25 protein-coding genes and 1 pseudogene are annotated in these 25,954 nt (G+C 74.1%); 4 read left to right on the top strand and 22 right to left on the bottom strand.

The genetic code is table 11. From position 1 onward, the window contains the following. From AB0N04_RS15675 to AB0N04_RS15605, 15 genes and pseudogenes are all read right to left on the bottom strand, one after another. Positions 1-1,583 (bottom strand): annotated as a pseudogene (locus AB0N04_RS15675) (hypothetical protein); the annotation flags it as partial. Between the two features lie 504 nt (positions 1,584-2,087). Further along, positions 2,088-3,353, bottom strand: a complete 1,266-nt coding sequence (gene cbiE, locus AB0N04_RS15670) for a precorrin-6y C5,15-methyltransferase (decarboxylating) subunit CbiE (RefSeq protein WP_360208806.1) — start codon at positions 3,351-3,353, stop codon at positions 2,088-2,090. A gap of 181 nt (positions 3,354-3,534) precedes the next feature. Beyond that, on the bottom strand, positions 3,535-4,206 hold the full coding sequence (locus AB0N04_RS15665; protein WP_360208803.1) for a GNAT family N-acetyltransferase: 672 nt from the start codon (positions 4,204-4,206) through the stop codon (positions 3,535-3,537). A gap of 196 nt (positions 4,207-4,402) precedes the next feature. Further along, positions 4,403-5,224 (bottom strand): MetQ/NlpA family ABC transporter substrate-binding protein, encoded by an 822-nt coding sequence (locus AB0N04_RS15660; protein WP_360208800.1) that lies wholly within the window; start codon positions 5,222-5,224, stop codon positions 4,403-4,405. A gap of 90 nt (positions 5,225-5,314) precedes the next feature. Continuing rightward, on the bottom strand, positions 5,315-6,043 hold the full coding sequence (locus AB0N04_RS15655; RefSeq protein ID WP_360208797.1) for a methionine ABC transporter permease: 729 nt from the start codon (positions 6,041-6,043) through the stop codon (positions 5,315-5,317). Further along, positions 6,040-7,065 (bottom strand): ATP-binding cassette domain-containing protein, encoded by a 1,026-nt coding sequence (locus AB0N04_RS15650; RefSeq protein WP_360208794.1) that lies wholly within the window; start codon positions 7,063-7,065, stop codon positions 6,040-6,042. Before AB0N04_RS15650 ends, AB0N04_RS15655 begins: the two co-directional genes overlap by 4 nt. Before the next feature lie 565 nt (positions 7,066-7,630). Then, on the bottom strand, positions 7,631-8,134 hold the full coding sequence (locus AB0N04_RS15645) for a GNAT family N-acetyltransferase (RefSeq protein WP_360208791.1): 504 nt from the start codon (positions 8,132-8,134) through the stop codon (positions 7,631-7,633). 393 nt (positions 8,135-8,527) lie between these two features. Further along, on the bottom strand, positions 8,528-8,785 hold the full coding sequence (locus AB0N04_RS15640) for a hypothetical protein (protein WP_360208788.1): 258 nt from the start codon (positions 8,783-8,785) through the stop codon (positions 8,528-8,530). Positions 8,786-8,892: 107 nt separating this feature from the next. Next, positions 8,893-10,317, bottom strand: a complete 1,425-nt coding sequence (argH, locus tag AB0N04_RS15635) for an argininosuccinate lyase (protein ID WP_360208786.1) — start codon at positions 10,315-10,317, stop codon at positions 8,893-8,895. 159 nt (positions 10,318-10,476) lie between these two features. Next, positions 10,477-11,025, bottom strand: coding sequence for an arginine repressor (locus AB0N04_RS15630; protein ID WP_360208783.1), 549 nt, complete (start codon positions 11,023-11,025; stop codon positions 10,477-10,479). A gap of 23 nt (positions 11,026-11,048) precedes the next feature. Beyond that, on the bottom strand, positions 11,049-12,254 hold the full coding sequence (locus AB0N04_RS15625) for an acetylornithine transaminase (protein ID WP_360208780.1): 1,206 nt from the start codon (positions 12,252-12,254) through the stop codon (positions 11,049-11,051). Continuing rightward, positions 12,251-13,126, bottom strand: a complete 876-nt coding sequence (gene argB, locus AB0N04_RS15620) for an acetylglutamate kinase (RefSeq protein WP_360208943.1) — start codon at positions 13,124-13,126, stop codon at positions 12,251-12,253. Before argB ends, AB0N04_RS15625 begins: the two co-directional genes overlap by 4 nt. Before the next feature lie 127 nt (positions 13,127-13,253). Continuing rightward, positions 13,254-14,408 carry a bifunctional glutamate N-acetyltransferase/amino-acid acetyltransferase ArgJ gene (gene argJ, locus AB0N04_RS15615; protein WP_360208940.1) on the bottom strand — a complete coding sequence of 385 codons (1,155 nt, stop codon included), beginning with the start codon at positions 14,406-14,408 and terminating at the stop codon, positions 13,254-13,256. A 14-nt stretch (positions 14,409-14,422) separates the two neighbouring features. Beyond that, positions 14,423-15,451 (bottom strand): N-acetyl-gamma-glutamyl-phosphate reductase, encoded by a 1,029-nt coding sequence (gene argC, locus AB0N04_RS15610; protein WP_360208777.1) that lies wholly within the window; start codon positions 15,449-15,451, stop codon positions 14,423-14,425. Between the two features lie 107 nt (positions 15,452-15,558). Continuing rightward, entirely contained in the window at positions 15,559-16,809 is a 1,251-nt protein-coding gene (locus AB0N04_RS15605) for a methyltransferase (protein WP_360208774.1), read from the bottom strand. 84 nt (positions 16,810-16,893) lie between these two features. Between AB0N04_RS15605 and AB0N04_RS15600 the strand changes: the two genes are divergently transcribed. Both AB0N04_RS15600 and AB0N04_RS15595 read left to right on the top strand, forming a co-directional pair. Next, positions 16,894-17,319 (top strand): VOC family protein, encoded by a 426-nt coding sequence (locus AB0N04_RS15600; protein ID WP_360208771.1) that lies wholly within the window; start codon positions 16,894-16,896, stop codon positions 17,317-17,319. Then, positions 17,312-17,695 carry a S4 domain-containing protein gene (locus AB0N04_RS15595; protein WP_360208768.1) on the top strand — a complete coding sequence of 128 codons (384 nt, stop codon included), beginning with the start codon at positions 17,312-17,314 and terminating at the stop codon, positions 17,693-17,695. Before AB0N04_RS15600 ends, AB0N04_RS15595 begins: the two co-directional genes overlap by 8 nt. A gap of 7 nt (positions 17,696-17,702) precedes the next feature. On the opposite strand, the gene AB0N04_RS15590 is transcribed toward AB0N04_RS15595, so the two are convergent. Next, positions 17,703-18,209, bottom strand: a complete 507-nt coding sequence (locus tag AB0N04_RS15590) for an FBP domain-containing protein (protein WP_360208765.1) — start codon at positions 18,207-18,209, stop codon at positions 17,703-17,705. Positions 18,210-18,366: 157 nt separating this feature from the next. Further along, complete coding sequence (locus AB0N04_RS15585; RefSeq protein ID WP_360208762.1) at positions 18,367-19,251, bottom strand: SAM-dependent methyltransferase; 885 nt, start codon at positions 19,249-19,251, stop codon at positions 18,367-18,369. Between the two features lie 290 nt (positions 19,252-19,541). On the opposite strand from AB0N04_RS15585, the gene AB0N04_RS15580 reads away from it, so the two are divergent. Then, the gene (locus AB0N04_RS15580; protein ID WP_360208759.1) at positions 19,542-20,438 is read left to right on the top strand and encodes a polysaccharide deacetylase family protein; all 897 of its coding nucleotides are present in this window, start codon (positions 19,542-19,544) and stop codon (positions 20,436-20,438) included. 27 nt (positions 20,439-20,465) lie between these two features. On the opposite strand, the gene AB0N04_RS15575 is transcribed toward AB0N04_RS15580, so the two are convergent. Then, positions 20,466-21,284, bottom strand: coding sequence for an SDR family oxidoreductase (locus tag AB0N04_RS15575; protein WP_360208757.1), 819 nt, complete (start codon positions 21,282-21,284; stop codon positions 20,466-20,468). A 316-nt stretch (positions 21,285-21,600) separates the two neighbouring features. Here AB0N04_RS15575 and AB0N04_RS15570 point away from each other — a divergent pair, with 316 nt between their 5' ends. Continuing rightward, on the top strand, positions 21,601-22,470 hold the full coding sequence (locus AB0N04_RS15570; RefSeq protein ID WP_360208754.1) for a 3-hydroxybutyryl-CoA dehydrogenase: 870 nt from the start codon (positions 21,601-21,603) through the stop codon (positions 22,468-22,470). A gap of 69 nt (positions 22,471-22,539) precedes the next feature. On the opposite strand, the gene AB0N04_RS15565 is transcribed toward AB0N04_RS15570, so the two are convergent. From AB0N04_RS15565 to AB0N04_RS15550, 4 genes are all read right to left on the bottom strand, one after another. Beyond that, entirely contained in the window at positions 22,540-23,379 is an 840-nt protein-coding gene (locus AB0N04_RS15565; RefSeq protein WP_360208751.1) for a chitosanase, read from the bottom strand. Between the two features lie 108 nt (positions 23,380-23,487). Continuing rightward, entirely contained in the window at positions 23,488-24,453 is a 966-nt protein-coding gene (locus AB0N04_RS15560) for an ABC transporter permease subunit (protein ID WP_360208748.1), read from the bottom strand. Then, entirely contained in the window at positions 24,450-25,376 is a 927-nt protein-coding gene (locus AB0N04_RS15555; protein WP_360208745.1) for an ATP-binding cassette domain-containing protein, read from the bottom strand. Before AB0N04_RS15555 ends, AB0N04_RS15560 begins: the two co-directional genes overlap by 4 nt. Then, positions 25,376-25,813, bottom strand: coding sequence for a GntR family transcriptional regulator (locus AB0N04_RS15550; protein ID WP_360208742.1), 438 nt, complete (start codon positions 25,811-25,813; stop codon positions 25,376-25,378). The genes AB0N04_RS15555 and AB0N04_RS15550 overlap by 1 nt, the downstream gene beginning before the upstream one ends. Positions 25,814-25,954 lie beyond the last annotated feature (141 nt).

The raw sequence follows: 25,954 nt of genomic DNA, 5'->3' as shown, positions 1-25,954 counted from the left end.
GACTCCACCGACTCCACGGCCTCGACGACCACGGGCACCTCGGCGGCGGCCTCGACGACGGGCTGGCCGGAGGGCATCTCCCCGGTGCCGGCGGCCGTCTCGGCGACGGCCTCGACGACCGGCTCCGAGGCGGGGGCCGCGGTCTCCCCGGCCTCGACCGGCTGGGCGGCCTCGACCGGCTGGGCGGCCTCGACGGGCTGGGCGGCCTCGACCGTCTCCACGGGCTGAGCGGCCACGACCGGCTCGGTGGCCGCTATGGGCGCGGGCTGCGGTGTGGCGGCCTCGTCGGCCGCAGGGTTCTGACCGACCGCCTCGACCGGGGGCAGACCGTGCGGGGGGGGCGCGGCGAGGAAGGCCGAGATGCGGCGCGGCTGGCCGGCCTGGGCGGCCTCGGCCTGCTCGGCGGGCTCGGTGGCCGGCGCAGCGGCGGGCTCGGTGACGGCGGCGGCCTCGACGGCGCCCTCCGCCACGGCGACGACGGGCTCGGCGATCGGCTGCACGGCCTGCGCCTGCTCGGCCGCCACGGCCTCGACCGCGTCGACGGCCTGGGCCTGCTCGGCGGCGGCCGGCTCGACGACCGACTGCTCGGCGACCGGCTGCTCGACGGCGGCACCCGCGGCCGACAGGACGTCCGGCAGCTCGACGACCTCGACGACCTCGATCGCCCCGACCGTCTCGACGCCCAGCAGGCCCTCGACCGGCTGCCCGGCCAGCGGCACCTGCTGGTACTGCGGGACCTCCTGGGCCACCGGCGCACCGGCGGCCGGAGCCGTCGGCGGCACGGACACCGGGACGGCCTGCGGCGCGGTGGCCGGCACCGGCGCGACGGGCTCGGCCGTCGGCGGACGGCCGACCACCGGGATGCCGTGCGCGGGCGTGCCGCCCTGCGACGGGCCGCGGTCGGCGAGCGAGCGGACCGGGACCTGGCCGGTCATCAGCGACGGGTCCGGGATCGGCGGACCGGCGTGCAGCGGGCGGCGCGGCGGCTGAGCGGCCGTCATCTGGTCCTGCGCCTGCGGCTGCAGCGGCGCGCCCTGGAGCGGCTGCTGGGACTGCTCGGCGCCGAGCACCGGCGGGTCCAGCGGCGGCCAGGACGGCTCGACCGGCATGCCGTCGTGCTGCGGCGCGAGCGGCTGCTCGCCCCAGGAGCCCTGCGGGCCGGGCATCAGCAGGACGTCGTCCTCGTCGTCCAGCCCGTCGGGCTGGTCGAGGAAGTGGAAGGCCGGGCGCGGGGCGCCCTGGTCGGCGCCCCAGCCCTCGACGGGCACGCCGGGCATGCCCGGGGCCGGAACGCCGGGGGCCTGCATGCCGGGGGCCGGGACGGCGAATCCGGGCGCGCCCAGCGGCTGTCCCATCGCCTGGCCCACCGGCTGGCCCTGCGGCGGGATGACACCCGCACCGGGGGGCACCGCACCGGGGAGCCCGTGGCCGGGTGCCGTCGGGTTCGGGATCACGCCGCCGTCGGTCGCGACGCCCTGCAGGGGTGCAACGCCCGCGACGCCCTCCGGTCCGCCGAGCGGGTCGGGCCCGGCGTACAGGTGCTCCGGCAGTCCCTCGCCCGGGACGTGGCCGCCATCGGTCATTGTCAAAGCTCCTTCCAGGCCGCTGCCGCGCCCTTGGCGACACGATCACCGACCGCAGCGCCCATCCGCACGGGCCGGGCCTGCACCGACCCGCCCCTCAACCACACGCGGCCGCCGCGCCGTGGCGCTGCGGCCCAAGTCCTTCCGGCGCGCTGCGGCACCCCGGCCCGCGCCGTCCTCGGAGGACGGCGCACCATCTGAAACAACGACAACCCGGAGCAACCGGCACGACCGCACCGGACCCTACGGCATTCTCCAGGTCCGGCACGCGGCCCGTCGAATCGCCCACACTCCGGGCGGTCCCGGCCTGCGCCACGTCAAAAAGGCGACAAACCGACCCGATCGGGCGGGTCGCCGACCGCCGCAGCCGTCCAGGACGCCACACTACCGGCCCGGCGCCGTCACCTCTCGAATCATTGTCCGGATGCGACCTGGATCACCGCCCGGGCCGGGCCGCGCGGGGCGCCGGCCGCACAGGACCGGCGCCGGACGGGCCCAAGGCCTTCACGTGATCTGCTCACCCCAGAGCAGCAGCACGCCCTCCTCGCCCGACCCCGGCAGCAGGCCGCCGCCGGGGCTCCAGGCCGGGCGCAGCGGGGTGGACTGCAGCAGCGCGCCGTCCGCCCGGTAGCCGGCCTCGGTCATCGCCCGGTGGACCTCCTCGGCCTCGCCGAGGCTGCGCGGCACCGCGACGAACCGCTCCGGCCTGCGGGCCAGCACCGCGCGCACCACCTCGGGGTCCGACGACTCCACCACAGCCGCGTCCGGCTCCGGCAGTCCGCCGAGCACCTCGGGGCCCTGCCCGTGCACCGTCTCCACCTCGACGCCGTAGCGGCGGGCGTTGACGGTCAGCCGGGCGCAGGCGGAGCGGGAGGCCTCCACCGCGACCACGGCGGCGCCGAACCCGGCGGCCTCCACCGCGAGGGCGCCGTTGCCGGCGCCGACCGACCAGACCAGGTCCCCGGGACGAGCACCCAGACGGGCCAGCACCAGGGCGCGCACGTGCGCGGGGAGCGCGTTCGACGCGCCCGGCTCACCCTCCGTGCGCCCGGCGCCCGCGTAGGCGTCGCCGGGGAGCGCCCAGCCGCGGTCAGCGCCGGGGAATCCCACCGGGCGCCCCGCGAGCCAGCCGGCCGCCCCGTCGACCGCCCCGGCCTGGGGGCCGCCGTTGCCGCCGATCACCAGGACCACGTTCGGGTCGCGCCAGCCGTGGTCGGCGATCCGGTCGGAGGTGAGGACGGTGACGTCCTCGTCCGGTGTGCCGAGCGCCTCGCAGACCACGAAGGTCCGGTGCACCCCGCGGAGCATGAGGGCCAGTTCGCCCGGCCCGGCACCCGGCGCGGTGAGCACCGCGACCTTGGGGTGGGCGCGGCAGATGTTGGCCGCGCGGCGCAGCCGCCCGCCGTGGGCGCTGACCACCTGGGCGTCCTCCCAGGGCATCCCGGCCCGGGCGAAGGCGGCGGCGACCGAGGAGACCGCGGGCAGCACCTCCAGTTCGAGGCCGTACTCGGGGCGGCGCAGCGCGCGCACGACGCCGAAGAAGCCGGGGTCGCCCTCGGCGACCACGACGGCGGCGCCGCGGTGCTCGGCGATCCGCCTGGCGGCCTGCGGGATGTTGCCGAGGGCGATCCGCTCGGCGGCCTCCGGCACCGGCAGGGCGCCCAGTTGGTAGGGGGCGCCGGCCACCAGGGTCGCCGCGGCGAGGGCCGCGCCGGCGGCCTCGGTCAGCGGCGTGCCGTCCCACCCGATGACCGTGATCCGGTCAGCCATCTGCGGCCGTTCTCCCTCGACTCGGTGCGCCGACAAACCACGCCGAACTGCGGCGCCGGAGGAAGGTTACCGGGTGTGATCCCCCTGCCGCCGACATCTCGCACACATGTCCGCGCCGGACGGCCGCCGGACGGCCGCCGCACCGGCCCCGGAGCGGCGCACGGGCGGACGGGCGGGCGGCTCAGTCCCGCAGCACGTAGCGCTGGTCGCCGTGCCGGCCGCCCCGGTGCGGCTCGGGCACCTCCATGTCCTCCGGCAACAGGCTCCACAGGATCAGGTCGCTGCGGCTCTCGCCCCCGGCCCGGCGCCCGGGCGGCGCCCCCACGCCCGTGTCGGACTCGCCGGACTCGCCGCGCACTATCCAGGCGCTGCGCAGCACTCCCTCACTGATCCCGCCGATCTTCTGGGCGACCTGCTGGGCGGAGGTGTTCCCCGCGGCGGTGCGCATCTCCAGGCGCAGGAAGTCGCGGTCCTCGAAGAGCCACTGGGCGACGCCGAGGACGGCCTCCGGGGCGTAGCCCTCGCCGCGCGCCCAGGCGGCGGTGACGTAGGAGATCTCGGTGGTGCGCAGCCGCCAGTCGGTGTTGCGCAGTTCGACCAGGCCGACCAGGCGCTGGGTGAGGTGCTCGGTGACCGCGAGGACGATGCCGCGGCCGGCGGCCCGGTGGGCCGGGGCGAGGGTGCGGGCGAGCTCGACGGCGTACGCCTCGGTGAAGGGGTGCGGCAGGTCGGTCCAGGTGACGACGAGGTCGTCGGCCATCATGGTGGCGAGGCCGGGGGCGTCGTCCTCCGCAAGGGGACGCAGCAGCAGCCGTTCGGTGCTGATGGCGGTCTCGGGGAAGCTCGCTGCCATGCCGTCTCTCCTCGCCGGGTCGTGGACACAACACCGTACGCCTCCCGTGCGCCCCGGGTATCACGCGGTGCGCCGCCCGCACGACGGTACGTCAGAACGCCTTCGGCGGCGGCGTCCCTGGTGCATACTGCCCGACCGGGCCCCCGCCGAGGTGCGGCGGGGGCCCGGTCGGACGGGGCGCGGATCGGTCCGCGGCTCAGAAGGCCGGGATGACGGAGCCCTTGTAGGTGTCGTCGATGTACTTCTTGACCTCGGCGGAGTGCAGCAGCTCGGCAAGCTTCTTGACCCGCGGGTCGTTCTCCTTGCCCTTCTTGACGGCGAGGATGTTGGCGTACGGGTTGCCGTCGGCCTTCTCCAGCACCAGCGCGTCGGTGGCCGGCTTCAGGCCGGAGTCGAGCGCGTAGTTGCCGTTGATGACGGCCGCGTCGAGGTCGGCGACGGAGCGGGGCAGCTGGGCGGCCTCCAGCTCCTTCCACTTGAGGTTCTTCGGGTTGCCCGTCACGTCGGCCGGGGTGGCGGCGGTGGTGACGCCCTCCTTGAGGGTGATGAGCTTGTTGTCGGCGAGCAGCTTGAGCGCGCGGCCCTCGTTGGTGGCGTCGTTGGGCAGGCCCACGGTGGCGCCGTCCGGCAGGTCGGCGATCGCCTTGACCTTCTTGGAGTAGAGGCCCAGCGGCTCCAGGTGCACCGGCTCGACGGAGACGATGTCGGTGCCGTGCTTCTTGTTGAAGTCCTCCAGGTACGGGACGTGCTGGAAGTAGTTGGCGTCGGCCGAACCGTCCTGCACCGCCGTGTTGGGGGTCACGTAGTCGGTGACCTCCTTGATGTCGAGCTTGAGCCCGGCCTTGTCCGCGAGGTTGTCCTTGACGTACTTGAGGATCTGCCCGTGCGGGGTGGGGCTGGCGACGACCTTCAGCGGCGCGTTCGGGTCCGAGGAGGACCCGGAGCTGCCGCAGGCGGCCAGCGAGAGGGCGAGGCCGGCGGTGGCGAGGATGCTGGTGGACTTCAGGACGTTGCGCACGAAAAGTGCCTTTCTGCGTGATGCGGGGAGCCGCGTCCGGAGATCGGACGAGGGAGGTCTTGGGGGCGACGGGGCCGGGGGCGGGGCCGCCTAGGAGGCGACGAGGTCCTCGTCGGGGGTCGTCCGGGTGCGGCCGAGCAGCCTGGTCCGCCCGCCGTCGCGGCCGCGGTGGGCGAGCCGGCGGACGGCGAAGTCGCCGATCAGCTGGACAGCGGTGACGATGATCACCAGCTCGGCCACGATGACCCACATGAAGGCCGTCTCGAAGCGCTGGTAGCCGTAGTTGACGGCGAGGGTGCCGAGGCCGCCGCCGCCGACGGTGCCGGCCATCGCGGAGTAGCTGATCAGGGTGATGACCGTGGTGGTCACCGAGGCCACCACGCCGGGCAGCGCCTCGGGGAGCAGCGTCTTGCGGACGATCGTCCAGCTGCTGCCGCCCATCGACTGGACCGCCTCGACCAGGCCGCCGTCGACCTCGCGGATCGAGGTCTCCACCAGGCGGGCGAAGAACGGGATGGCGCCGATGGTGAGCGGCACGGTGGCCGCCTGCCAGCCGATGGAGGTGCCGACCAGCCAGCGGGTGAAGGAGATCAGCGCGATCATCAGGATGATGAACGGCACCGAGCGGGCCAGGTTCACCACGAAGCCGATGGACTTGTTGACGAAGCGGTTGGCCAGCAGGCCGCCCTTGTCGGTGAGCACCAGGAGGACGCCCAGCGGCAGTCCGAGCAGCACGGTGAAGAACGTGGAGACGCCGACCATCTGGAAGGTCTCGCGCGTGGCCGGACCCATCAGGGCCCACATCTGGTCCCAGGTCATGCCACCGCTCCGTCCACCGCGCCGAGTACGTCCACCTGCAGGCCCTGCTCGCGCAGGTAGCCGATCGGCACCACGTTGTCCTGGTGGCCGCCGGACAGTTCGACCCGCATCCGGCCGACCATCCGGCCTGCGATGGTCTCGACGGCGGCGCCGAGGATGTTGATGTCGATCTGGTAGGTGCGGGCCAGCTGGGAGACGAACGGCTGGGCCGAGGTGTCGCCCTGGAAGGTGATCTCCAGCACGGTGGAGCCCGCGTGGCCGGTGCCGAACTCGCTGAGCGGGAACAGCTCGCGGGCCAGCTCGGAGCCGGGCTTGGCGAGCAGGTCGGTCAGCTCGCCGGACTCGACGACCCGGCCGCCGCGCATCAGGGCGGCGGAGTCGCAGACGGACTTGATGACGTCCATCTCGTGGGTGATCAGCAGGACGGTGAGGCCGAGCTGCTGGTTGAGGTCGCGCAGCAGCTTGAGGATCGAGCGGGTGGTCTCGGGGTCGAGCGCCGAGGTGGCCTCGTCGGAGAGCAGCACCTTGGGGTCGCCGGCCAGGGCGCGGGCGATGCCGACGCGCTGCTTCTGGCCGCCGGAGAGCTGGTTGGGGTAGCTGCCGGACTTGTCGCCGAGGCCCACCAGGTCGAGCAGCTCGGAGGCCCTGCGGCGGCGCTGGGTGCGGTCCAGGCCGATGATCTCCAGCGGGAGCTCGACGTTCTGCTGGACGGTCCGCGAGGAGAGCAGGTTGAAGTGCTGGAAGACCATACCGATCCGGCGCCGCGCCTCGCGCAGCTCCTTCCCGGCCCGGTTCTCGCCGCCGGGCAGGGCGGTCAGCTCCACGCCGTCCACGGTGACGGTGCCGGAGGACGGGCGCTCCAGCATGTTCACGCAGCGGATGAGGGTGGACTTGCCGGCGCCGCTGGTGCCGACGACTCCGTAGACCTCGCCCGGGCGGACGTGCAGGTCGACGCCGGCGAGGGCGGTCACCTCGCGGCCTCGGGACTGGTAGACCTTCGTGAGGTCCGTGGTGGTGATCACAGCTGCTTCCGTGGGTCGGGGGCGGGCGGCGGCGTCGACCGCCCGACCGGGTTGCGGTCGGCGGCTTCTACGGCGCTTCGCCAGGGGGATCCGGACCTGCCACCCCTTGATCGTGGCCGCTGGACGGCCGGGCCGCGCGACGGCGTGGCCCTTACGAGTCATCCGGGCGGAGTCGTCGTGGACGACCACCCGCCCGTGGACGGGCAGGCGGGAGGGAGGGGTGCGGCAGGCTGGGCGCGCTCGCACGGACGGGAGCGGCGCCGGGTCTCGCTTCGGGGCGCGAGGTGGGACACCCGGGAGGGGTGCCGGGGGCGGTGGCCCTCAGCAGTGACACATTCGACGGCACATGGCACGCTCACCTGCCGGCAGGGTGCCGGTGGGGGTCCATTTCGTCGTCGCAGTCATGTGAGCCAGTAAATCAGACCGGCCGAGGTGAGCCCAATTATTCGGATGCGCTGTCCGCAATGCGGACACACAACCCTGTGACCTGCATATATGCGACTCGGCGCCGCCTCCGGGGTGTCCGGATGATGGCGGCGCCGAGGAGGTCGGGCGAGCGGGAGGCTCAGGCGGTCGCGGCGAGCGGCGGCAACGCGGGCTTCTCCAGGTGCACCAGGCTGAGCCGGTCGCTGACCGCCTCGACCGCGGCCTGCCGGTAGCCCAGCCGCGCGTAGAGGCGCAGGTTGCCGAGGCTGCGGTGGCCGGTGAACAGGCGGTAGGAGGTCAGCGGGCGGCCGTCCTCGGCGAGGCGGCGCTCCAGCGCGTCCAGCAGCCGGCCGCCCAGGCCGTGCCGCTGCATCCTCGGGTGGACCACCAGTCGCCCTATCCGGCCGACGCCCTCGGCATCCACGTGGCCGCGGACCGTACCGACCACCTCGCCGCCGAGGCGGGCCACCAGGACGCACTGCTCGGACAGTTCGGCGCGCAGGCTCTCCAGGCTCTGCGTCAGCGGCTCGATCGCCCAGTCGCCGTACAGCTCCGCCTCGGGCTGGTAGCCGAGGTACTGGAGCTTGAGGATCTGTTCCGCGTCCGCGGCGTCCGCCGCCGAGATGATCACGCTCATGCCCATGTGCTGGGGCCTCCCCATCGTCGTGCCCGGCGCGCAAACGTGAGGGTGTCGCACCGGATGCCCTGCCGGAGGTGTCCCGGCCGGGGATCTGCCCTGACCGGGGGTGGCGCACGAACGTACCAGCCGCGCGGCCCGGAAGTGGCCCGGGTCGACGGCGACGCGCTCACGCTCAGTATCCGAGTGATCGCGGCACCGTCAAGAGCTACGTTCGCCAGCGCTCTACCCGCGTGTCAGCTGCGCTCAACCTCCGCGGCACCGAGCGTGAGGAGCGTCACCCGGCCGACCGGGCCGTCGGCGCGGACGGGCTCCGGAGGTCGAACGGCCCGGCGGCGCGGACGGGGCGGCCGGAGCCGGCCGGGGACTCCACGCCCGGCGTGCCGCCCCCGCCGCGGTTCACGGGTAGCGCTCGGCGTGCAGGAGGACGCGCAGGCAGGCGAGGCAGCGGGAGCGGGTCGGGCCGATCGAGCCGCGCGGCATGGCGAGGCGCTCGGCGAGCTCCCGGTAGGTGGGCGGCGGGTCCTCCGCGAGGGCCGCGACCAGCTGGGGGCAGCGCCCCGGCAGGCCGGCCACGGTCTCGCGGACGACCCGGCGGCGGTACTCGGCGAGGTACACGTCCTCGGCGGAGGGGACGGGCGGAAGGGGGGTGCACACACCGTGCATGACGGGCCGGGGCGGGGCCGGTTACGCCCGGCCGGAGGCGCGGACGGCGGAGGGGCGCGCCGGTCGGACCGCCGCGCCCCTCGTCCGCTGACCGGTGGTCAGCCCCGGACCCACTCCTGCTGCCGCGCCAGGTCCGCCTTCACCTCGGCGAGCTGGACCGCGACGGCCGACGGAGCCGTCCCGCCGCGCCCGTTGCGGGCGGCGATGGCCCCGTGCACGCTGAGCACCGAACGGACCTCGGGCGTCAGGTGCGGTGAGATCGCGGCGAACTGCTCGTCCGTCAGGTCGGACAGCTCGATGCCCTCGGCCTCGCAGACCTTGACGCAGGCGCCGGCCACCTCGTGCGCGACCCGGAACGGCACGCCCTGCTTGACCAGCCACTCGGCGATGTCGGTGGCCAGCGAGAAGCCGGCCGGGGCGAGCTCCTCCAGCCGCTCCCGGTGCACGGTGAGGGTGGCCATCATCCCGGTGAACGCGGGCAGCAGCACCTCCAGCGTGTCGCAGGAGTCGAAGACCGGCTCCTTGTCCTCCTGGAGGTCCCGGTTGTAGGCGAGCGGCAGCGCCTTGAGGGTCGCCAGCAGGCCCGTCAGGTTGCCGATCAGCCGGCCGGACTTGCCCCGGGCGAGCTCGGCGATGTCCGGGTTCTTCTTCTGCGGCATGATCGAGGAGCCGGTGGAGAAGGCGTCGTGCAGCGTGATGAAGCCGAACTCCTTGGTGTTCCAGATGATCACCTCCTCCGCGATCCGGGAGAGGTTGACGCCGATCATCGCGGTCACGAACGCGAACTCGGCGACGAAGTCGCGCGACGCCGTGCCGTCGATGGAGTTGCCGACCGAGCCGCCCTCGAAGCCGAGGTCGGCGGCGACGGCCTGCGGGTCGAGCCCGAGCGAGGAACCGGCCAGCGCCCCGGAGCCGTACGGCGAGACGGCCGTGCGGGCGTCCCACTGGCGCAGCCGCTCGGCGTCCCGGCCGAGGGCCTGCACGTGCGCGAGGACGTGGTGGGCGAAGAGCACGGGCTGGGCGTGCTGGAGGTGGGTGCGGCCCGGCATCGCGGTGTCCGGGTGGGCCTCGGCCAGGCCGACCAGGGCGTGCTGGAGGTCGAGCACCAGACCGCCGATGGTCTTCGCGTGGTCCCGCAGGTACATCCGGAACAGGGTGGCGATCTGGTCGTTGCGCGAGCGGCCGGCCCGCAACTTGCCGCCCAGGTCGGCGCCGAGGCGCTCGAGCAGGCCGCGCTCCAGGGCGGTGTGCACGTCCTCGTCGGCGACCGTGCCGGTGAAGGTGCCGGCGCCGACGTCGGCGAGCAGCCGGTCGAGGCCGTCCAGCATCGCGGCGAGCTCGTCGTCGGACAGCAGGCCGGCCTTGTGCAGGACCCGGGCGTGGGCCTTGGAGCCGGCGATGTCGTAGGGCGCGAGGCGCCAGTCGAAGTGGACGGAGGCGGAGAGCCTGGCCAGCGCCTCGGAGGGGCCGTCGGCGAAGCGCGCACCCCAGAGGCGGACGTCGGCGTTCTGATCGGCGGTCATCGCGTGGGCTCCTTGCACGGGGAGAGGGGTCGGTCGGGTAGGGGCGGATCAGGCGAGGTCGTACAGGTTTACGGCGATGGGCATAAGTATGCACGATGCCGTATGAAACACAAACCCTGGCCGGTGGATCACCGGCCGGGGTCCCGTGGCGTGCGGACGCTACTGCGCCTTGGCCTGGGCGAGTTGCATGAGGTGGTCGGCGAGCGCCTGGCCGCCGGCCGGATCGCGGCTGATCAGCAGGACGGTGTCGTCACCGGCGATGGTGCCGATGATCTCGAACACCTCGGCCTGGTCGATCGCCGAGGCGAGGAACTGCGCGGCGCCCGGCGGGGTGCGCAGCACCACCAGGTTGCCGGAGGCCGTCGCCGAGACCATGAGCTCGCCGGCCAGCCGGGCCATCCGGCCCTCGCTGGCCGACTCCCCCATCGGCGCGCGCGGCGTGCGGTCGCCGCCCTCGGCCGGGACGGCGTAGATCAGCGCGCCGTCCCGGTTGCGGATCTTGACCGCGCCCAGCTCGTCCAGGTCCCGGGAGAGGGTGGCCTGGGTGACCACGAGTCCGTCGTCGGCGAGCAGCTTGGCGAGCTGGCTCTGCGAGCGCACGGGCTGGCGGGTGAGCAGGTCCACGATCCGCCGGTGGCGCGCGGTGCGGGTCTGCGGCACCTGCGGCGACGGGCCGGCGGCGGACTGGCCGAAGGGGGAAACGGTCATGTGACTATTCTCCCGGACGGCGGTCAGCTCGCATCGGCCGGGGCGCTCTCGCGCACCGTCCGGAGGATGCCCGGCAGCGCGGCCAGGAAGGCGTCCGCCTCCTGCTCGGTCAGCACCAGCGGCGGGGCCAGCCGCACCGCGTCCGGGACGGCCGCGTTGACCAGGAAACCCTCCTCCTGCGCGACGGCCTGCACCCTCGCCGAGACCGGCTCGGTCAGCACGATCCCGAGCAGCAGCCCGGCCCCGCGCACGTGCGAGACCAACGGGTCGTCGATCGCCTCGACGCCGTGCCGCAGCCGCTCGCCCAGCTTGCGGACGTGCTCCAGCAGGCCCTCGGACTCGATGGTGTCCAGCACCGCGAGGCCGGCCGCCGCGGCCACCGGGTTCCCGCCGAAGGTGGTGCCGTGCTGGCCGGGGGTGAGCAGCTCGGCGGCCTCGCCGAAGGCCAGCACCGCGCCCATCGGCAGTCCCCCGCCGAGCGCCTTCGCGAGGGTGACGACGTCCGGTTCCACGCCCTCGACGGCCTGGTGGGCGTACCAGTGGCCGGTGCGGCCGACGCCGGTCTGGATCTCGTCCAGGACCAGCAGGGTGCCGGTGGCCCGGGTGATCTCGCGGGCCGCCCGCAGGTAGCCCTCGGGCAGCGGGACGGCGCCGTTCTCGCCCTGGATCGGCTCCAGGAAGACGGCCGCCGTCTCCGTGGTCACGGCCGCGCGCAGCGCCTCGACGTCGCCGAACGGGACGTGCGTGACGTCGCCGGGCAGCGGGCGGAACGGGTCCTGCTTGGCGGGCTGGCCGGTGAGCGCCAGGGCGCCCATCGTGCGGCCGTGGAAGGCACCCTGGAGGGCGACCAGACGGGTGCGGCCGGTCCGGCGGCTGATCTTGAACGCGGCCTCGTTGGCCTCGGCGCCGGAGTTGCAGAAGAACACCCGGCCGCCCTCCCGGCCGTCCAGCGCCAGCAGTCGCTCGGCCAGGGCGACGGTCGGCTCGGCCATGAAGAGGTTGGAGACGTGGCCGAGGGTGGCGATCTGCCGGCTGACCGCCTCGACGACCGCCGGGTGGGCGGTGCCGAGCGCGTTGACGGCGATGCCGCCGAGCAGGTCGGTGTACTCCTTGCCGTCGGCGTCCCAGAGCTTGGCGCCCTCGCCGCGCACCAGCGGGATCCGCGGGGTGCCGTAGTTGTCGGTGAAGGCGTGCTGCCACCGGCTGGTCAGTTGCTCGTTCGCGGTCATGCCAGTCCCCCGGTCACGGTCGGTTCGTCGTCCGGCACGACCATCGTGCCGACTCCCTCGTCGGTGAAGATCTCCAGCAGCAGGCTGTGCTGCACCCGGCCGTCCAGGACGCGGGCGGTGCCGACCCCGGAGCGGACGGCGCGCAGGCAGCCCTCCATCTTGGGCACCATGCCGCTGGCCAGGCCGGGCAGCAGCTCCTCCAGCTCGCTCGCGCCGAGCTGGCTGATCACGTCGTCGGAGTTCGGCCAGTCCTTGTAGAGGCCCTCGACGTCGGTCAGCACGACCAGCATCTCGGCGCCGAGCGCGACCGCCAGGGCGGCGGCCGCGGTGTCGGCGTTGATGTTGTAGACGTGGCCGTCGGCGCCGCGCGCGATCGAGGAGATGACCGGGATCCGGCCGTCGGCGATCAGCGCCTTGACCGCGCCCGCCTCGATGTTCACGATGTCGCCGACCAGGCCGATGTCGACCTGCTCGCCGTCCACCACCGCGTAGCGCTTGACCGCCGTCATGGTGTGGGCGTCCTCGCCCGTCATGCCGACCGCGAACGGGCCGTGCTCGTTGAGCAGGCCGACCAGCTCGCGCTGCACCTGGCCGGAGAGCACCATCCGGACCACGTCCATGGTCTCGGGGGTGGTGACCCGCAGGCCGTTGGTGAAGCTGGACTCCAGGCCGAGCCGGTCCAGCTGGGCGCTGATCTGCGGGCCGCCGCCGTGCACCACGACGGGGTGCAGGCCGGCGTAGCGGAGGAAGACGACGTCCTGGGCGAAGGCCGCCTTGAGGTCGTCGTCCACCATGGCGTTGCCGCCGAACTTGATCACGACGGTCTTGCCGTGGAAGCGCTCCAGCCACGGCAGCGCCTCGATGAGCGTCATCGCCTTGGGCAACGCGGTGTTGTTGCGGGCCTGTTCGCCCTTGGGTGCGATCTTCACGGATGTCCCTCGTCCGAGGCGGATGTCGCGCGGCGGGTCGGGTGGCCGGTCGGCCCGGGCCCGCCGCGGATCAGGTGGAGTAGGCGCTGTTCTCGTGGACGTAGTCGGCGGTCAGGTCGTTGGTCCACAGCGTGGCGCTCGCCGTGCCGGCGTTCAGGTCCGCGGTGATGACGACCTCGCGCCCGGACATGTCCACCAGGTCGCGGTCCTCGCCCACGCTGCCGTTCCGGCAGACCCAGACGCCGTTGATGGCCACGTCCAGCCGGTCGGGGTCGAAGGCGGCGGCGGTGGTGCCGATCGCGGCCAGCACCCGGCCCCAGTTCGGGTCCTCGCCGTGGATGGCGCACTTGAGCAGGTTGTTGCGGCCGATCGTCCGGGCGACGTCGACGGCCTCCTGCTCGCTCGCGGCGCCGGTGACGTCGATCCGGATGTCCTTTCCGGCGCCCTCGGCGTCGCCGATCAGCTGGCGGGCCAGGTCGGCGCTGACGGTGCGGACGGCCTCGGCGAACTCGGCCCCGTCCGGGACGACGCCGGAGGCGGCCGAGGCGAGCAGCAGCACGGTGTCGTTGGTGGACATGCAGCCGTCGGAGTCGATCCGGTCGAAGGTGGTGCGGGTGGCGTCGCGCAGGGCGGCGTCCAGGGCCGGGGCGTCCAGGTCGGCGTCGGTGGTGAGGACGACCAGCATGGTGGCCAGGCCGGGGGCCAGCATCCCGGCGCCCTTGGCCATGCCACCGACCGTCCAGCCGGCCGGGCTGGTCACCTGGGCGGTCTTGTGCACGGTGTCGGTGGTCTTGATGGCGATCGCCGCGGCCTCGCCGCCGTCCGCACCGAGCTCCCGGGCGGCCAGGGCGACGCCGGGCAGCAGGACGTCCATCGGCAGCCGCACACCGATCAGGCCGGTGGAGGCCACGGCCACCTCGCCGGCGTTCAGGCCCAGCTCCTCGGCGACCTTCTCCGCCGTGGCGTGGGTGTCCTGGAAGCCCAGCGGACCGGTGCAGGCGTTGGCGCCACCGGAGTTGAGGACCACCGCGGACACCTGGCCGCCCTTGAGCACCTGCTCGGACCAGAGCACCGGAGCGGCCTTGACCCGGTTGCCGGTGAAGACGCCGGCGGCGGCGAGCGCGGGGCCGTCGTTGACCACCAGGGCGAGGTCGGGAGCGCCCGAGGCCTTGAGGCCGGCGGTCACCCCGGCGGCGCGGAAGCCCTTGGCCGCCGTCACGCCCACGTCGGTGCTCTTGCTCACGGTGCGACTCCGTTCAGGGGAAGGCCCAGCTCCTCGGGCAGGCCGAGGGCGATGTTCATGCTCTGCACCGCGCCGCCCGCAGTGCCCTTGACGAGGTTGTCGATCGCGCTGATCGCGATGATCCGCCCGGCGGTGGCGTCCAGGGCGACCTGGACCAGGGCGGTGTTGGCGCCGTAGACGCTGCTGGTCTGCGGCCACTGCCCCTCGGGCAGCAGGTGGACGAACGGCTCGGCGGCGAACGCCTCGGCGTAGGCGGCGCGCAGCCCCTCCGCCGTCACGCCGGGCTTCGCCTTGGCGGAGCAGGTGGCGAGGATGCCGCGCGGCATCGGGACGAGCGTCGGCGTGAACGAGACGGTGACCGGCTCGCCCGCGAGCGGGGTCAGGTTCTGCGCCATCTCCGGGGTGTGCCGGTGCACGCCGCCGACCCCGTACGGGCTGACGCTGCCCATCACCTCGCTGCCCAGCAGGTGGGTCTTGGCTGCCTTGCCGGCGCCGGAGGTGCCCGAGGCGGCGACCACGACGGCCTCCGGTTCGGCCAGGCCGGCCGCGTACGCCGGGAACAGCGCCAGGGAGACGGCCGTCGGGTAGCAGCCGGGCACGGCGATCCGGTTGCTGCCCTTCAACGCGGCCCGGTGGCCGGGGAGTTCGGGGAGACCGTAGGGCCAGGTGCCGGCGTGCGCGGAGCCGTAGAACTGCTCCCAGTCGGCGGCGGCCCGGAGGCGGAAGTCGGCGCCGCAGTCGACCACCAGCACGTTGCCGCCGAGCGCCTCGGCGACGACCGCGGACTGGCCGTGCGGCAGCGCCAGGAACACCACGTCGTGGTCGGCCAGCACCTCGGGGGTGGTCGGCTCGAGGACGCGGTCGGCGAGCGGGATCAGGTGCGGCTGCAGCGCGCCGAGCCGGGTGCCCGCGTTCGAGCCGCCGGTCAGCGCCCCGATCTCCACTTCCGGGTGGCCGAGCAGCAGACGCAGCACCTCACCGCCCGCGTACCCGCTCGCGCCGGCGACGGCGACTCGCAATGCCATGGCGTTCCTCCTTGGTCGTGGCATGAATATACGCAGCACGGAACATCCATGCAAGGAGTATGTGCGGGAACCCCGATTGGTAGGTGCCGAACCGGCCAGTGTGCGGACTACCGCTTGACGGCGCGCAGCACCACGAACTTGGGATTTCCGGCCACCACCCGGCAGTTGCCGAAGAGCCGGCGCAGCTTGACGTGGTACCCGAGGTGCCGGTTGCCCACCACCCACAGCTCGCCGCCCGGGCGCAGCGCCCGCCGGGCACCGGTGAACATCCGCCACGCGGTCGCGTCCGTGGTGGCCTGGTGGGAGTGGAACGGCGGGTTGTTCAGCACCAGGTCCACCGAACCCGGGGCGACCACGTCCGCCGCCAGCGCGTCGGCGGTGACGAACTCGGCCGGGGCGTCCGGGCCCAGGTTGGCGCGGAAGGTCTCCTCCGCCGAGGCCACCGCCTGGTACGACTCGTCGACGAACAGCAGCTCCGCGCCCGGCCCGGCCAGCGCCGCCGCCGTCCCCACCACGCCGTTGCCGCAGCCCAGGTCGACCACCCGGGCACCGGGCGCCGGGGTCGGCAGGTGGGCGAGGAGGAAGCGCGTCCCGATGTCCAGGCGCTCGGCGCAGAACGTCCCCGCGTGGTTGACCACCGTGCGCCCCGAGACCGGGCCGACGTCCGCGGGCAGCGCGTAGCGGTGCGGCCACGGATTGGGCCCCGGGTCGGGCACCGGACCCGGGGTGCAGAAGATCAGCCGGGCCTTGCGGACCGCCAGCGAGGTGCGGGTCGGGCCGAGGATCCGTTCGAAGAGCTGCAGGGTCGAGGTGTGGATCTCGGTGACCATGCCGGCGCCCACCACCACCGTGCCCGGGTGGACGGCCGGGGCGAGCCGGCGCAGCTGGTCCTCCAGCAGCGCCAGGCTCTTCGGCACCCGCACCAGCAGGACGTCGATCCGCTCCGGCGGGGCGTCCCGGGTGGTGAGCAGCCGGGCGGGGTCCACCGGGGCGCCGGCCCGGGCCAGGTTGGCCAGGGTGGCCTGCCGGCCCAGGTAGGAGTCGACGATCTGGACCGGGGCGTGGGCGGCCGGCGCGCCGTCCGGCCCGGCGGTGAGCGTGGCGGCCGGCCCGGCGGTCAGCGCGGTGGTCAGCGCGCCCCAGCGGTCGCCCAGCACCACCACGCGGCGCCCGGCCAGTTCCGTGGCCGCGCCGCGGGCGCTGTCCGCCTCGCCGGAGAGGTGGCGCAGCAGGTACTCGTCGGCGGCGTCCCAGGCCCGCAGCGTCTCGCGCGGGTCCTCGGGGAAGCGGGTGAGCGCGAGGGCCCCCCAGGGAGTGGTGAACAGGGGCGCGGGGGCGGGCGTGCTGAGGCGGTTCATCGTGCCCTCAGGCTAGCCGACCCGGCGGCGCGGGCCCGCCCGGCGGCCGATACTGGAAGGGCCCGACCGAGAGGGGTGAGGGCGATGGACTGGAAGCTCGAAGTCGTGGTGGTCCCCGTGTCGGACGTGGACCGCGCGAAGCTGTTCTACGAGGAGCAGGCCGGCTTCACGGTCGACCACGACACCCGGCTGCGCGACGGGGTCCGGGTGGTGCAGCTGACTCCCCCGGGTTCCGCGTGCTCGATCGTCGTGGGCAGCGGGATCATCGAGGCACCGCCGGGCTCCGTCAAGGGGCTCCAGCTGGTGGTGCGGGACATCGAGAAGGCGCACGCCGAGCTGGCCGCCCGGGGCGTCGAGGTCAGCCCCGTCCAGCACTTCGAGGCGGGCGCCCGGGTCGACGGGCACGGCGAGGCGTGGAACTCGTTCGTGTTCTTCAACGATCCGGACGGCAACGGCTGGGCGGTCCAGGAGTCGCCCCCGGCCGCTTCGGTAGGCTCCGGGGGTGGCTGAACACGAGGGACCCGAAGGAAGCGTGCGGGTGGACAGCTGGATCTGGTCGGTCCGGCTCGCGAAGACCCGCGCGCTGGCCGCCGCCGCCTGCCGGGCCGGGCACGTGCGGGTCAACGGCGAGCGGGCCAAGCCCGCGCAGGCCCTGCGCCCCGGCGACGAGGTGCGGGTCCGCGAGGAGGGCTACGAGCGGGTCGTCGTGGTCCGCAAACTGATCCGCAAGCGGGTCGGGGCCCCGGTGGCGGCGGAGTGCCTGGTCGACAACAGCCCGCCGCGCCCGCCCCGCGAGCTCCTCGCGTCGACCGGCGAGCGCGACCGCGGCGCCGGGCGGCCCACCAAGCGCGAGCGGCGCGACCTCGACCAGCTGCGCCGACGCTGAGGCCGCCCTACCCGGCGGTGCCGGTGAGCACCTTGGCGAGGAAGGCCTCCAGGTTGGTGACCGTCCGGGCGATCTGCCGCTCCAGCGGCAGCGACTCGTCGGGCCTGGTCACCAGCGTCGACCTCCTGAGCCCGCGCACGTACAGCGAGCAGGCGAGGTCGCCGCAGACGTAGGTGCCGACGGTGTTGCCCTCCCGTCCGGAGGCCCCGGCCCGCCGGGCGGCCAGCAGGGCGACGCCGGAGCCGGCGTGCGCGGTGATGCACAGCGAGCAGACGTTGCTCCTGGTCAGGCTGCGGCGGACGGTCGGCACGCGGAGCGTCACACCCACCCGCTCGCCCCGGTACGGCGCCACCAGGTACGCCCGGTCGGGGGCGCCCTGGTCCCGCCAGCCGAGGAAGTCCAGGTCCTCCCAGGGCAGTTCCGCCAGACCCCGGGGGAGGCTGAGCCGACTCGCCTCGCCCTTGGAGCAGTTGACGAAGGACGCGCGGATCTCGTTCTCGCTCAGCGGTTCCATGCCGCGGAAGCTAGCACCGCCCCGCCTCCGCCGTCGCGCCGTTTTCCCCCGGCCCGCACGGGAGCCTTGAGGGGTTGTCAGTGGCTGCGCCTAGCCTTCGGGGTGTGGAGGGCCGGTCCCGGCGTAGGAGGGAGGCGCCGGGGCCGGTCCGCCGCGGTCAGGGCTTGAGGGCGACGCCCGCGTAGGCGGAGACGTCCTGCCAGCCCTCGGGGAGGTCGGTGGTGGGGACGTGTCCGGCGGTGGGGCGCCAGAGCGGCAGCTGGACGAGGCCGGGGCCGACGAACTCGAAGTCGCCGAAGAAGGGTTCGACGCCGGCGCGGGGGCGCAGGACGAGCGGCGCACTGGCGCTCTTGTATATCCGGGCCCCCTCGGCGGCGCTCTCCCGGGAGGCGAAGTCGGGGCTGCCGTGGGAGAGGATCAGCGCGCTGCCGGGCGCGAGCGCGTCACGCAGGGTGCGCACGATCTGCTGCGCGCCCTCCTCGTCGCGGATGAAGTGCAGGACGGCGACCAGCATCAGCGCCACCGGCTGGTCCAGGTCGACGGCGCCGCGCAGGCCGGGGTGGTCCAGGATGGCGGCCGGGTCGCGCAGGTCGGCCTCGATCACGGAGGTGTGCCCGGTGGGGTGGCCGGCCAGCAGGGCGCGGGCGTGGGTGGCGACGATCGGGTCGTTGTCGACGTACACCACCCGGGCGTCCGGGGCGACCCTGCGGGCGGCCTCGCTGGTGGAGCCGACGGCCGGGATGCCGGTGCCGATGTCGAGGAACTGGCGGATGCCCCGGCCGGCGGCGAACTCGACCGCGCGGCCGAGGAACTGCCGGTTGGTGCGGGCCAGCAGCGGCAGTGCCGGGTAGGCGGCTATCGCGGCCTGGGCGGCCTTGCGGTCGGCCTCGAAGTTGTCCTTGCCGCCGAGGTAGTAGTCGTACATCCGGGCGGTGTGCGGGATGCCGGTGTCGAGCTCGCTCGGCGGCTGCCAGTCGTCCGCCCTGGCCCAGTGCCAGTCGGTGCCGGTGGTGCCGTCGACGGCCGCGGTCTCCTCGTACATGCTGTTCCGCCCCCCAATGCGTGCCACTGATGCGGCGCCCGCTGCCGGGCACCGGCACCGCGGCGGCGGCCGGCGGTCCTTCCGGTGCGACGGGTGTTCCCGCTCCCGGCCCGGCTACCGTCCCGTAACCCGCGGTGCGCCGTGATCGTATCCGACGACACGCCGTGGAAACAGCGGGAGTTCAGGTTTACGCACCACCCGGGGCACGGTGTGTGTGCACGTCAAGCAGGGTGTTCCGGACGCCCGCCCCGGATCGCTCCAGCTCGCCGCCCTCTCTATGCTGGCTGCCGATGACTGCCGACCGCCGCACCGTACTGCGCACCGCCGCCCGCCTGGCCGCCCTGACCGCCGCCGGCGGTCTCCTCACCGCGTGCGGCAGCGGCTCCCCGCGCCGGGCCGACCCCGGGACGCTCGCCGTCCACCCGGGCACCGTCGACCCGCAGCACACCACCGATCCGGCCTGGAACGGCGGCGAGGGCCCGGCCTCCGCCGAGCCGACCGCCCCGGCGGAGCCGCAGCCCACCGCGGCCGCCGCGGCCACGACCCAGCCGCCCGCCCCGCCGGTGCTGCCGCCGCTCGCGGCCGGCACCCCGGTCGAGGTGGTGAACGGCCCGCGCACCGGCAAGAACGTGGCGCTCACCTTCCACGGCGCCGGTGATCCGAAGCTCGCCACCGCCCTGCTGGAGGCCGCCGAGCAGCGCGGCGCCAAGGTGACCGTGATGGTGGTCGGCAGCTGGCTCGACCAGCAGCCGCAGATGGCCCGGCGGATCCTGGACGGCGGCCACGAGCTCGGCAACCACACCCAGAACCACCTGAACATCTCGGCGATGAACCCGGACCAGGCCCGCGCCGAGATCGCCCAGTGCGCGGACCGGCTGCAGCGGCTCACCGGCTCGATCGGCCGCTGGTTCCGGCCGTCCGCCGCGCAGTACGCCACCCAGATGGTGCGGGACCAGGCCAGGGCGGTCGGCTACGAGCACGTGCTCTCGTTCGACGTCGACCCGCGCGACTACAACGACCCGACCGCCGCCGAGCTGCAGCGCCGGGTGCTGGCCTCGGTGCGCGGCGGCTCGGTGGTGGCCCTGCACATGGGCCACCAGTGCACGGTGGACGCGCTGCCGGGCATCCTGGACGGCCTGGCCAAGGCGGGCCTGAAGCCGGTGACCGCCAGTCAGCTCTGCGCGTAGCGGCCCGGGGCCGGGACCGGGACCGGCTCAGCCCATCGGGTCGTCGTCCTTGTAGGGCCGCAGCCGCAGGGTCCGGGCGTCCGCCGCCCGGATCTCCTCGGCCCGGGCGACCAGCTCCTCCAGGTCGTCCCGTCCGGCGTGGACGAACCGGCCGTGCAGGGCGTCGAAGCGGCCGCGGGCGGCGTCCACGGTGACGGCGACGACGTACGGGATGGAGCCCCAGGCCTTCATGTCCCGGAACATCGGCATCGCGGCGGTCATGTCGGTGGCGACCGCGCCCGGGCTGATGTCGAGGACGACCACGCCGTGCCGGGCGAGCGAGTCCGCCATGTTGTCGGAGAGCTGCAGCAGCGCGCCCTTGGAGGTGGCGTAGGCGGTGTAGTGGCCGTCCGGGCGCAGCGCGAAGCCCGAGTTGAGGTTGACGACCCGGCCGGCGCCGCGGGACACCATGCCGGGCAGGACGCAGCGCAGCAGGTTGTAGGGGCCGCGCAGGTTGGTCTCGACCACCTGCCACCACTGGTTGGCGTCGGTCTCCCAGAGCGGCACCTCGGCGCGGTCGACCAGGCCGGCGTTGTTGACCAGCAGGTCGACCGGGCCGAGGTCGCGCTCGACGATCCGGACGGCCTCGCGGACGGAGCCGGGGCGGGTGACGTCGGCGCTGACGGCGACGCCCCGGGAGCCGTGCTGGACGCACTCCTTGAGGGTGTCGGTCAGCGTCCCGTGGGTGCGGCCGACCAGTCCGACGGCCATGCCCTCGGCGGCCAGGCCGATGGCGATCTCGCGGCCGATGCCCCGGCCGGCGCCGGTGACCAGGGCGACCTGTCCTGTGAGCGATCCCGTCGGCACCGCGTGCTCCCTTCCCGTCCCCGGCCCCCGTCTGCGGCATTCTGTCGGCCGTTCGGCGGACGGGGCCCCGGGCGCACGGGCGACGGGCGTGGCCTCACCCGTTCGGAGGACCCCCGACGAGGTCCCGGAGGGCCCCCGGGGGACCGCTCACCGGTGGCACCCGCCCGGGGAGGGGGTGACCTACTGGCCGGTACGGAGTAGTAACGTCGTCGGGGCGGTGACCGGTGCACCCATTCCGGTTCCCCGGCCCGCTACCCAGCACCTCGCTGGGCGACCAGACGCTGGGCGACCCCCAGCAGCACCGAAGGGCAACTGAGTGAGTGACATCGCGCGCGTCGGAGTGATCGGCTGCGGTCTGATGGGGTCGGGCATCGCCGAGGTGTTCGCCCGGGCCGGGCTGGACGTCCTGGTGGCGGAGGCCAGCGGCGAGGCACTGGAGTTCGGCCGCACCCGGCTGACCAACTCCCTGGAGACGGCGGTCAAGCGGGGCAAGCTGACCCCCGAGCAGCGGGACGAGGCGCTCTCCCGGCTGGGCTTCACCGTCGACCTGGCCGACTTCGCCGACCGCGACCTGGTGGTCGAGGCGGTCGCCGAGCGCGAGGACGTCAAGGTCAAGATCTTCCAGACCCTGGACCAGGTGGTGGAGCGCCGCGACGCGATCCTCGCCTCCAACACCTCCTCGATCCCGATCGTGAAGCTGGCCGCCGCCACCTCCCGCCCGGAGCAGGTCATCGGCCTGCACTTCTTCAACCCGGCGCCGGTGCAGAAGCTGGTCGAGGTCATCCCGACGCTCACCACCTCGGCGGCCACCACCGAGCGGGTCGAGGCCTTCGCCTCCCAGGTGCTCGGCAAGGACCCGATCCGCGCCCGCGACCGGGCCGGCTTCGTGGTCAACGCGCTGCTGGTGCCCTACCTGCTGTCCGCGGTGCGGATGTTCGAGTCGGGCGTGGCCACCGCCTCGGACATCGACAAGGGCATGGAGGCCGGCTGCGCCCACCCGATGGGCCCGCTTCGGCTGTGCGACCTGATCGGCCTGGACACCATCGTGTCGATCGCCGAGTCGATGTACGACGAGTACAAGGAGCCGCTGTACGCCGCTCCCCCGCTGCTGTCCCGGATGGTCGACGCGGGCCTGCTGGGCCGCAAGTCGGGCCGCGGCTTCTACGACTACACCGCGAGCGCCTGAGCACGGGCGCCCCGCACGCGGAGGGGCCCGGGGGCGGACGACCGCCCCCGGGCCCCTTCGGGCTCCGGGTCAGCTGTTGATGCTGTAGCTGTCGCCGTAGACCTTCCACTTCAGCGGCGGGTTGAGGTCGAAGTTCCTGGCGTTCAGGAACACCGTCTGCTCGGTGTCGACCCGGCTGGTGTCGGAGTGGGCCTCCTCCTTCTTCATGACCACCTTGCGGGCGTCGAGGAAGGCCTTGAGGTAGGTGGCCTCGTCGCCGCCCTGGGCGGGGGTCTTGGCCTTCTTCATGGCGGCCGCGCGGATGCCGCCGAAGCTGTCCGAGCTGTTGCCGGGGCCGTGCATGACGATGGCGTCGTAGTAGGCGAACTGGCCGAGCGCGCGCAGGCCGTCCGCCTTGGCCTGCTTGACGGCGGGGTTGAAGTACACCCGGTCGCGCTCGTCGTTCTGGGCCTGCTGGAAGACGGTGTCCTTGGCGGCGGCGGCCCAGTCCTTCTCGAAGGCCGCGCCCAGGCCGGCGTGGGAGTCGCTGCCGTTGACCTTCTTGAGGGCCGGCAGGTACTTGGCGAGGACGTTGCCGGGCTTGAGGTCGGTGTAGTGCTGGACGAGCTCGAGCATGTCGCCGGTGCCGGAACAGAACCCGATGATGCCGGCGGTGTAGCCGCGTCCGTCGCCGATGTCCTCGATGTACTTGTACTGGGCCTTCCAGTCCAGCGAGGAGTTCTCGGCGCTGGACACCAGCTGCATCGCGATGTCCTTCTTGTGCGGGTCGTCCAGGCCGACTCCCGCGAGCCGGACGGACGTCGCGGGTGCCGGCGCGGCCTGGGCGGAGGCGGCCGCGACCGTGGCGGGCACGGCCACCAGGGCGGCGGCGAGGGCTATGCGGAGGGCGCGGCGGGGCTGAGGGCGCATGTGAACGCTCCGTTTCCTCGGGGGGTTAGGAAACTTTCCTAACGTGACGGTAGCGCCCTCGACCCCCAGCCCCGCAAGGCCTTTGACGGAATCTCCTCAAAATCGGCCTCAGGCCGCGCGGCGGCGCACCCACCGGACCGTCACCGCGCACAGCACCACCGCCAGCAGCGCCGTCCAGCCGAACTCGATGAGCTGGAAGGGCCAGTAGCGGCCGTCCGGCTGGTAGGTCTCGTGCACGGCGTAGCCCCCGTCGGTCACCAGCTTCTGCGCGCCGTAGTAGTCGCCCGCCAGGTCGTAGAGCCGGCCGAGGTCCAGCCGGGCACCGCCCGGGTCGGTCGCCCAGACGGCGCCCTCCCAGCGGTGGTCGACCGAGCTCTGCGCCAGCGTGTGCACGGTGTCCTGCAGCGGCGGGAGGTAGTGGAACCGCAGGGACTCGGCGACCAGCGTGGTCACCACCGAGGCCACGACGCCGACCCCCACCGCCACCACCGTCCGCCGCAGCACCGCGCCCGCCAGCGCGGACAACGCGAACACCAGCAGCACCCGGCCCACCAGGGCGGGCGGGGCGCTCGCGAACACCAGTGGCGAGAACCGGCCCGACTCCGCCGCCAGCGGCGCGATCCACCAGCGGAGCACCGTGGCCAGCAGGGCCGTCGCGACGGCCAGGACACCGCCGGCGACGAGCAGCCCGCCGACCGTCCACCGGGTGCGCCCGGCCCCCTGGGTCCAGGCGAAGCGCACCGTGCCGTGCTCGAACTCCCGGGCCAGCAGCGGCGCCCCGACGAAGGCCCCGAGCGCGCCGCCGAGGAAGTAGGTGACGTTCCCGCCGAACGCCAGCTCGGCGCCGTACCCGCGCAGGAACTCCTTCCAGTGCTCGTTGCAGGCGCGCAGCGCCATGTCGCACCCGCCCGCGCCGGAGCGGTCGAGCCCCGCGTGCAGCCGGTACCCCGTGACGGCCAGCAGGGCGGCCAGGGCGGCCAGCACGAGCAGCAGCGTCCGCAGGGAAGGCCGGTGGCGCAGCCCGGCCGCCCGCAGCACGGCGGACCGGGACGGCGCGATGGTGGTCGAACTCACGGCAGCAGCACCTTCTCGTTGGGGCGGACGGCCCCGCGCGGGCCGGGGAGGGCGGAGGCGGTCGGCTCGCGCAGGTAGGCGAGGACCAGCTCCTCCAGGCCGACGCGCTGTTGACGCCACCCGCCGGACACCGGGGCGTCCACGCCGCCGGTGCGCACCAGCAGGTGCGACTGGGCTCCGGCCCGGCGGTCGCGGACCACCGGCAGCCGGGCGGCGACGCCGTCCGCCTCCCCGGTCGGGCCGGTCAGCATCCGGTGGCCGGCCAGCAGGTCGTCCACCTCGCCCGCCACCTGGACCCGGCCGCCGCCGAGCACCACCAGGTAGTCGCAGCTCTGCTCCAGCTCGTTGACGGCGTGCGAGGAGAACACCACGGACAGGCCGTCCTCGGCCACGGCGCTCAGCAGCGCGGCCATGAAGTCGTGCCGGGCCAGCGGGTCGAGCGCTGCCAACGGCTCGTCGAGAAGCAGGAGTTCGGGGCGCTTGGCGAGGGCCAGTGCGAGCGAGACCTGCGCCTGCTGGCCGCCGGAGAGCCGGCCGTACTTCCGGTCCGGCGGGATGCCGAGGTCCGCCAGGTGGGTCCGGGCCCGGGCGGCGTCCCAGCGGCGGTTGAGGTGGCCGCCCATCGCCAGCAGGTCGCGCACCCGCAGGCCCGGGTAGAGGGCGGCGTTCTGGGCGACGTAGCCGATCCGGTCCAGCGCCTCCGGGGAGCCCGGGGTCCGGCCGCCCAGGACGGTCAGCGCGCCCTCACTGGGCAGGCTCAGGCCGGCGGCGAGGCTCAGCAGGGTGGTCTTGCCCGCGCCGTTCGGACCGACCAGGGCCACCACGTGCCCGGCGGGGACGGCGAGGTGGCAGTCCCGCAGCGCCCAGGAGCGGCGGTAGCGCTTGCCGATCCCGCCGCAGTCGATCACGGTGTCCCCGGCCATCACGCGACCACCCCGTCGCGTCCCTCGCGCAGGTCGCGCAGCGCGTCCTCGAACACGGCGACCATCCCCCCCTCGTCCAGCCCGGCGGCGTGTGCCGAGCGCATCCAGTCGATCAACCCCGCGCGCAGCGCGGCCCGTTCGCGCAGCGGCACCACCCCGGCGGGCAGCCCGCGCACGAAGGTGCCCTGACCGCGGCGGCCGGCCGCCAGCCCGCGGTGCTCCAGCTCGCGGTACGCCTTGAGCACGGTGTTGGGGTTGATCGCCAGCCCCGCCACGACCTCGCGCACCCGGGGCAGCTGGTCCCCCTCCGTCAACCAGCCCATCCGCAGCGCCTGTTCGACCTGCTGGACCAGCTGCAGGTAGGTCGGGACGCCGGAGGCCGGGTCCAGACGGAACTCGATGGGAGAGGGCTGGTCACCCGCTTTATCTACTTCCATAGGGAAAGAGTTAAGCTGAGCCGGTGACGGTTCGTCAACCCGCCGGACGCCGGCCCGGAGCCCCGACCGAAACCCCGGCCCGAGCCCCCGGACGCGCGCCGGCCGCGCCGCGAACGCCGAAGGGCCCCGCGCGGACCGGTC

Source organism: Kitasatospora sp. NPDC051702 (assembly GCF_040681575.1).
Classification (GTDB): Bacteria; Actinomycetota; Actinomycetes; order Streptomycetales; family Streptomycetaceae; genus Kitasatospora.
Note: the sequence above shows the minus strand (reverse complement) of the source record. Positions and strands in the feature narration are given on the sequence as shown.

What these genes read in the sequence shown, in the direction of transcription:
- cbiE (WP_360208806.1), bottom strand. Translation starts at nt 3,353, where the DNA reads ATGGCTGACCGGATCACGGTCATCGGGTGGGACGGCACGCCGCTGACC.
- AB0N04_RS15665 (WP_360208803.1), bottom strand. Translation starts at nt 4,206, where the DNA reads ATGGCAGCGAGCTTCCCCGAGACCGCCATCAGCACCGAACGGCTGCTG.
- AB0N04_RS15655 (WP_360208797.1), bottom strand. Translation starts at nt 6,043, where the DNA reads ATGACCTGGGACCAGATGTGGGCCCTGATGGGTCCGGCCACGCGCGAG.
- AB0N04_RS15645 (WP_360208791.1), bottom strand. Translation starts at nt 8,134, where the DNA reads ATGGGCATGAGCGTGATCATCTCGGCGGCGGACGCCGCGGACGCGGAA.
- argH (WP_360208786.1), bottom strand. Translation starts at nt 10,317, where the DNA reads ATGACCGCCGATCAGAACGCCGACGTCCGCCTCTGGGGTGCGCGCTTC.
- AB0N04_RS15630 (WP_360208783.1), bottom strand. Translation starts at nt 11,025, where the DNA reads ATGACCGTTTCCCCCTTCGGCCAGTCCGCCGCCGGCCCGTCGCCGCAG.
- AB0N04_RS15625 (WP_360208780.1), bottom strand. Translation starts at nt 12,254, where the DNA reads ATGACCGCGAACGAGCAACTGACCAGCCGGTGGCAGCACGCCTTCACC.
- argB (WP_360208943.1), bottom strand. Translation starts at nt 13,126, where the DNA reads ATGACGCTCATCGAGGCGCTGCCGTGGCTGGAGCGCTTCCACGGCAAG.
- argC (WP_360208777.1), bottom strand. Translation starts at nt 15,451, where the DNA reads ATGGCATTGCGAGTCGCCGTCGCCGGCGCGAGCGGGTACGCGGGCGGT.
- AB0N04_RS15605 (WP_360208774.1), bottom strand. Translation starts at nt 16,809, where the DNA reads ATGAACCGCCTCAGCACGCCCGCCCCCGCGCCCCTGTTCACCACTCCC.
- AB0N04_RS15600 (WP_360208771.1), top strand. Translation starts at nt 16,894, where the DNA reads ATGGACTGGAAGCTCGAAGTCGTGGTGGTCCCCGTGTCGGACGTGGAC.
- AB0N04_RS15590 (WP_360208765.1), bottom strand. Translation starts at nt 18,209, where the DNA reads ATGGAACCGCTGAGCGAGAACGAGATCCGCGCGTCCTTCGTCAACTGC.
- AB0N04_RS15585 (WP_360208762.1), bottom strand. Translation starts at nt 19,251, where the DNA reads ATGTACGAGGAGACCGCGGCCGTCGACGGCACCACCGGCACCGACTGG.
- AB0N04_RS15580 (WP_360208759.1), top strand. Translation starts at nt 19,542, where the DNA reads ATGACTGCCGACCGCCGCACCGTACTGCGCACCGCCGCCCGCCTGGCC.
- AB0N04_RS15565 (WP_360208751.1), bottom strand. Translation starts at nt 23,379, where the DNA reads ATGCGCCCTCAGCCCCGCCGCGCCCTCCGCATAGCCCTCGCCGCCGCC.
- AB0N04_RS15555 (WP_360208745.1), bottom strand. Translation starts at nt 25,376, where the DNA reads ATGGCCGGGGACACCGTGATCGACTGCGGCGGGATCGGCAAGCGCTAC.
- AB0N04_RS15550 (WP_360208742.1), bottom strand. Translation starts at nt 25,813, where the DNA reads ATGGAAGTAGATAAAGCGGGTGACCAGCCCTCTCCCATCGAGTTCCGT.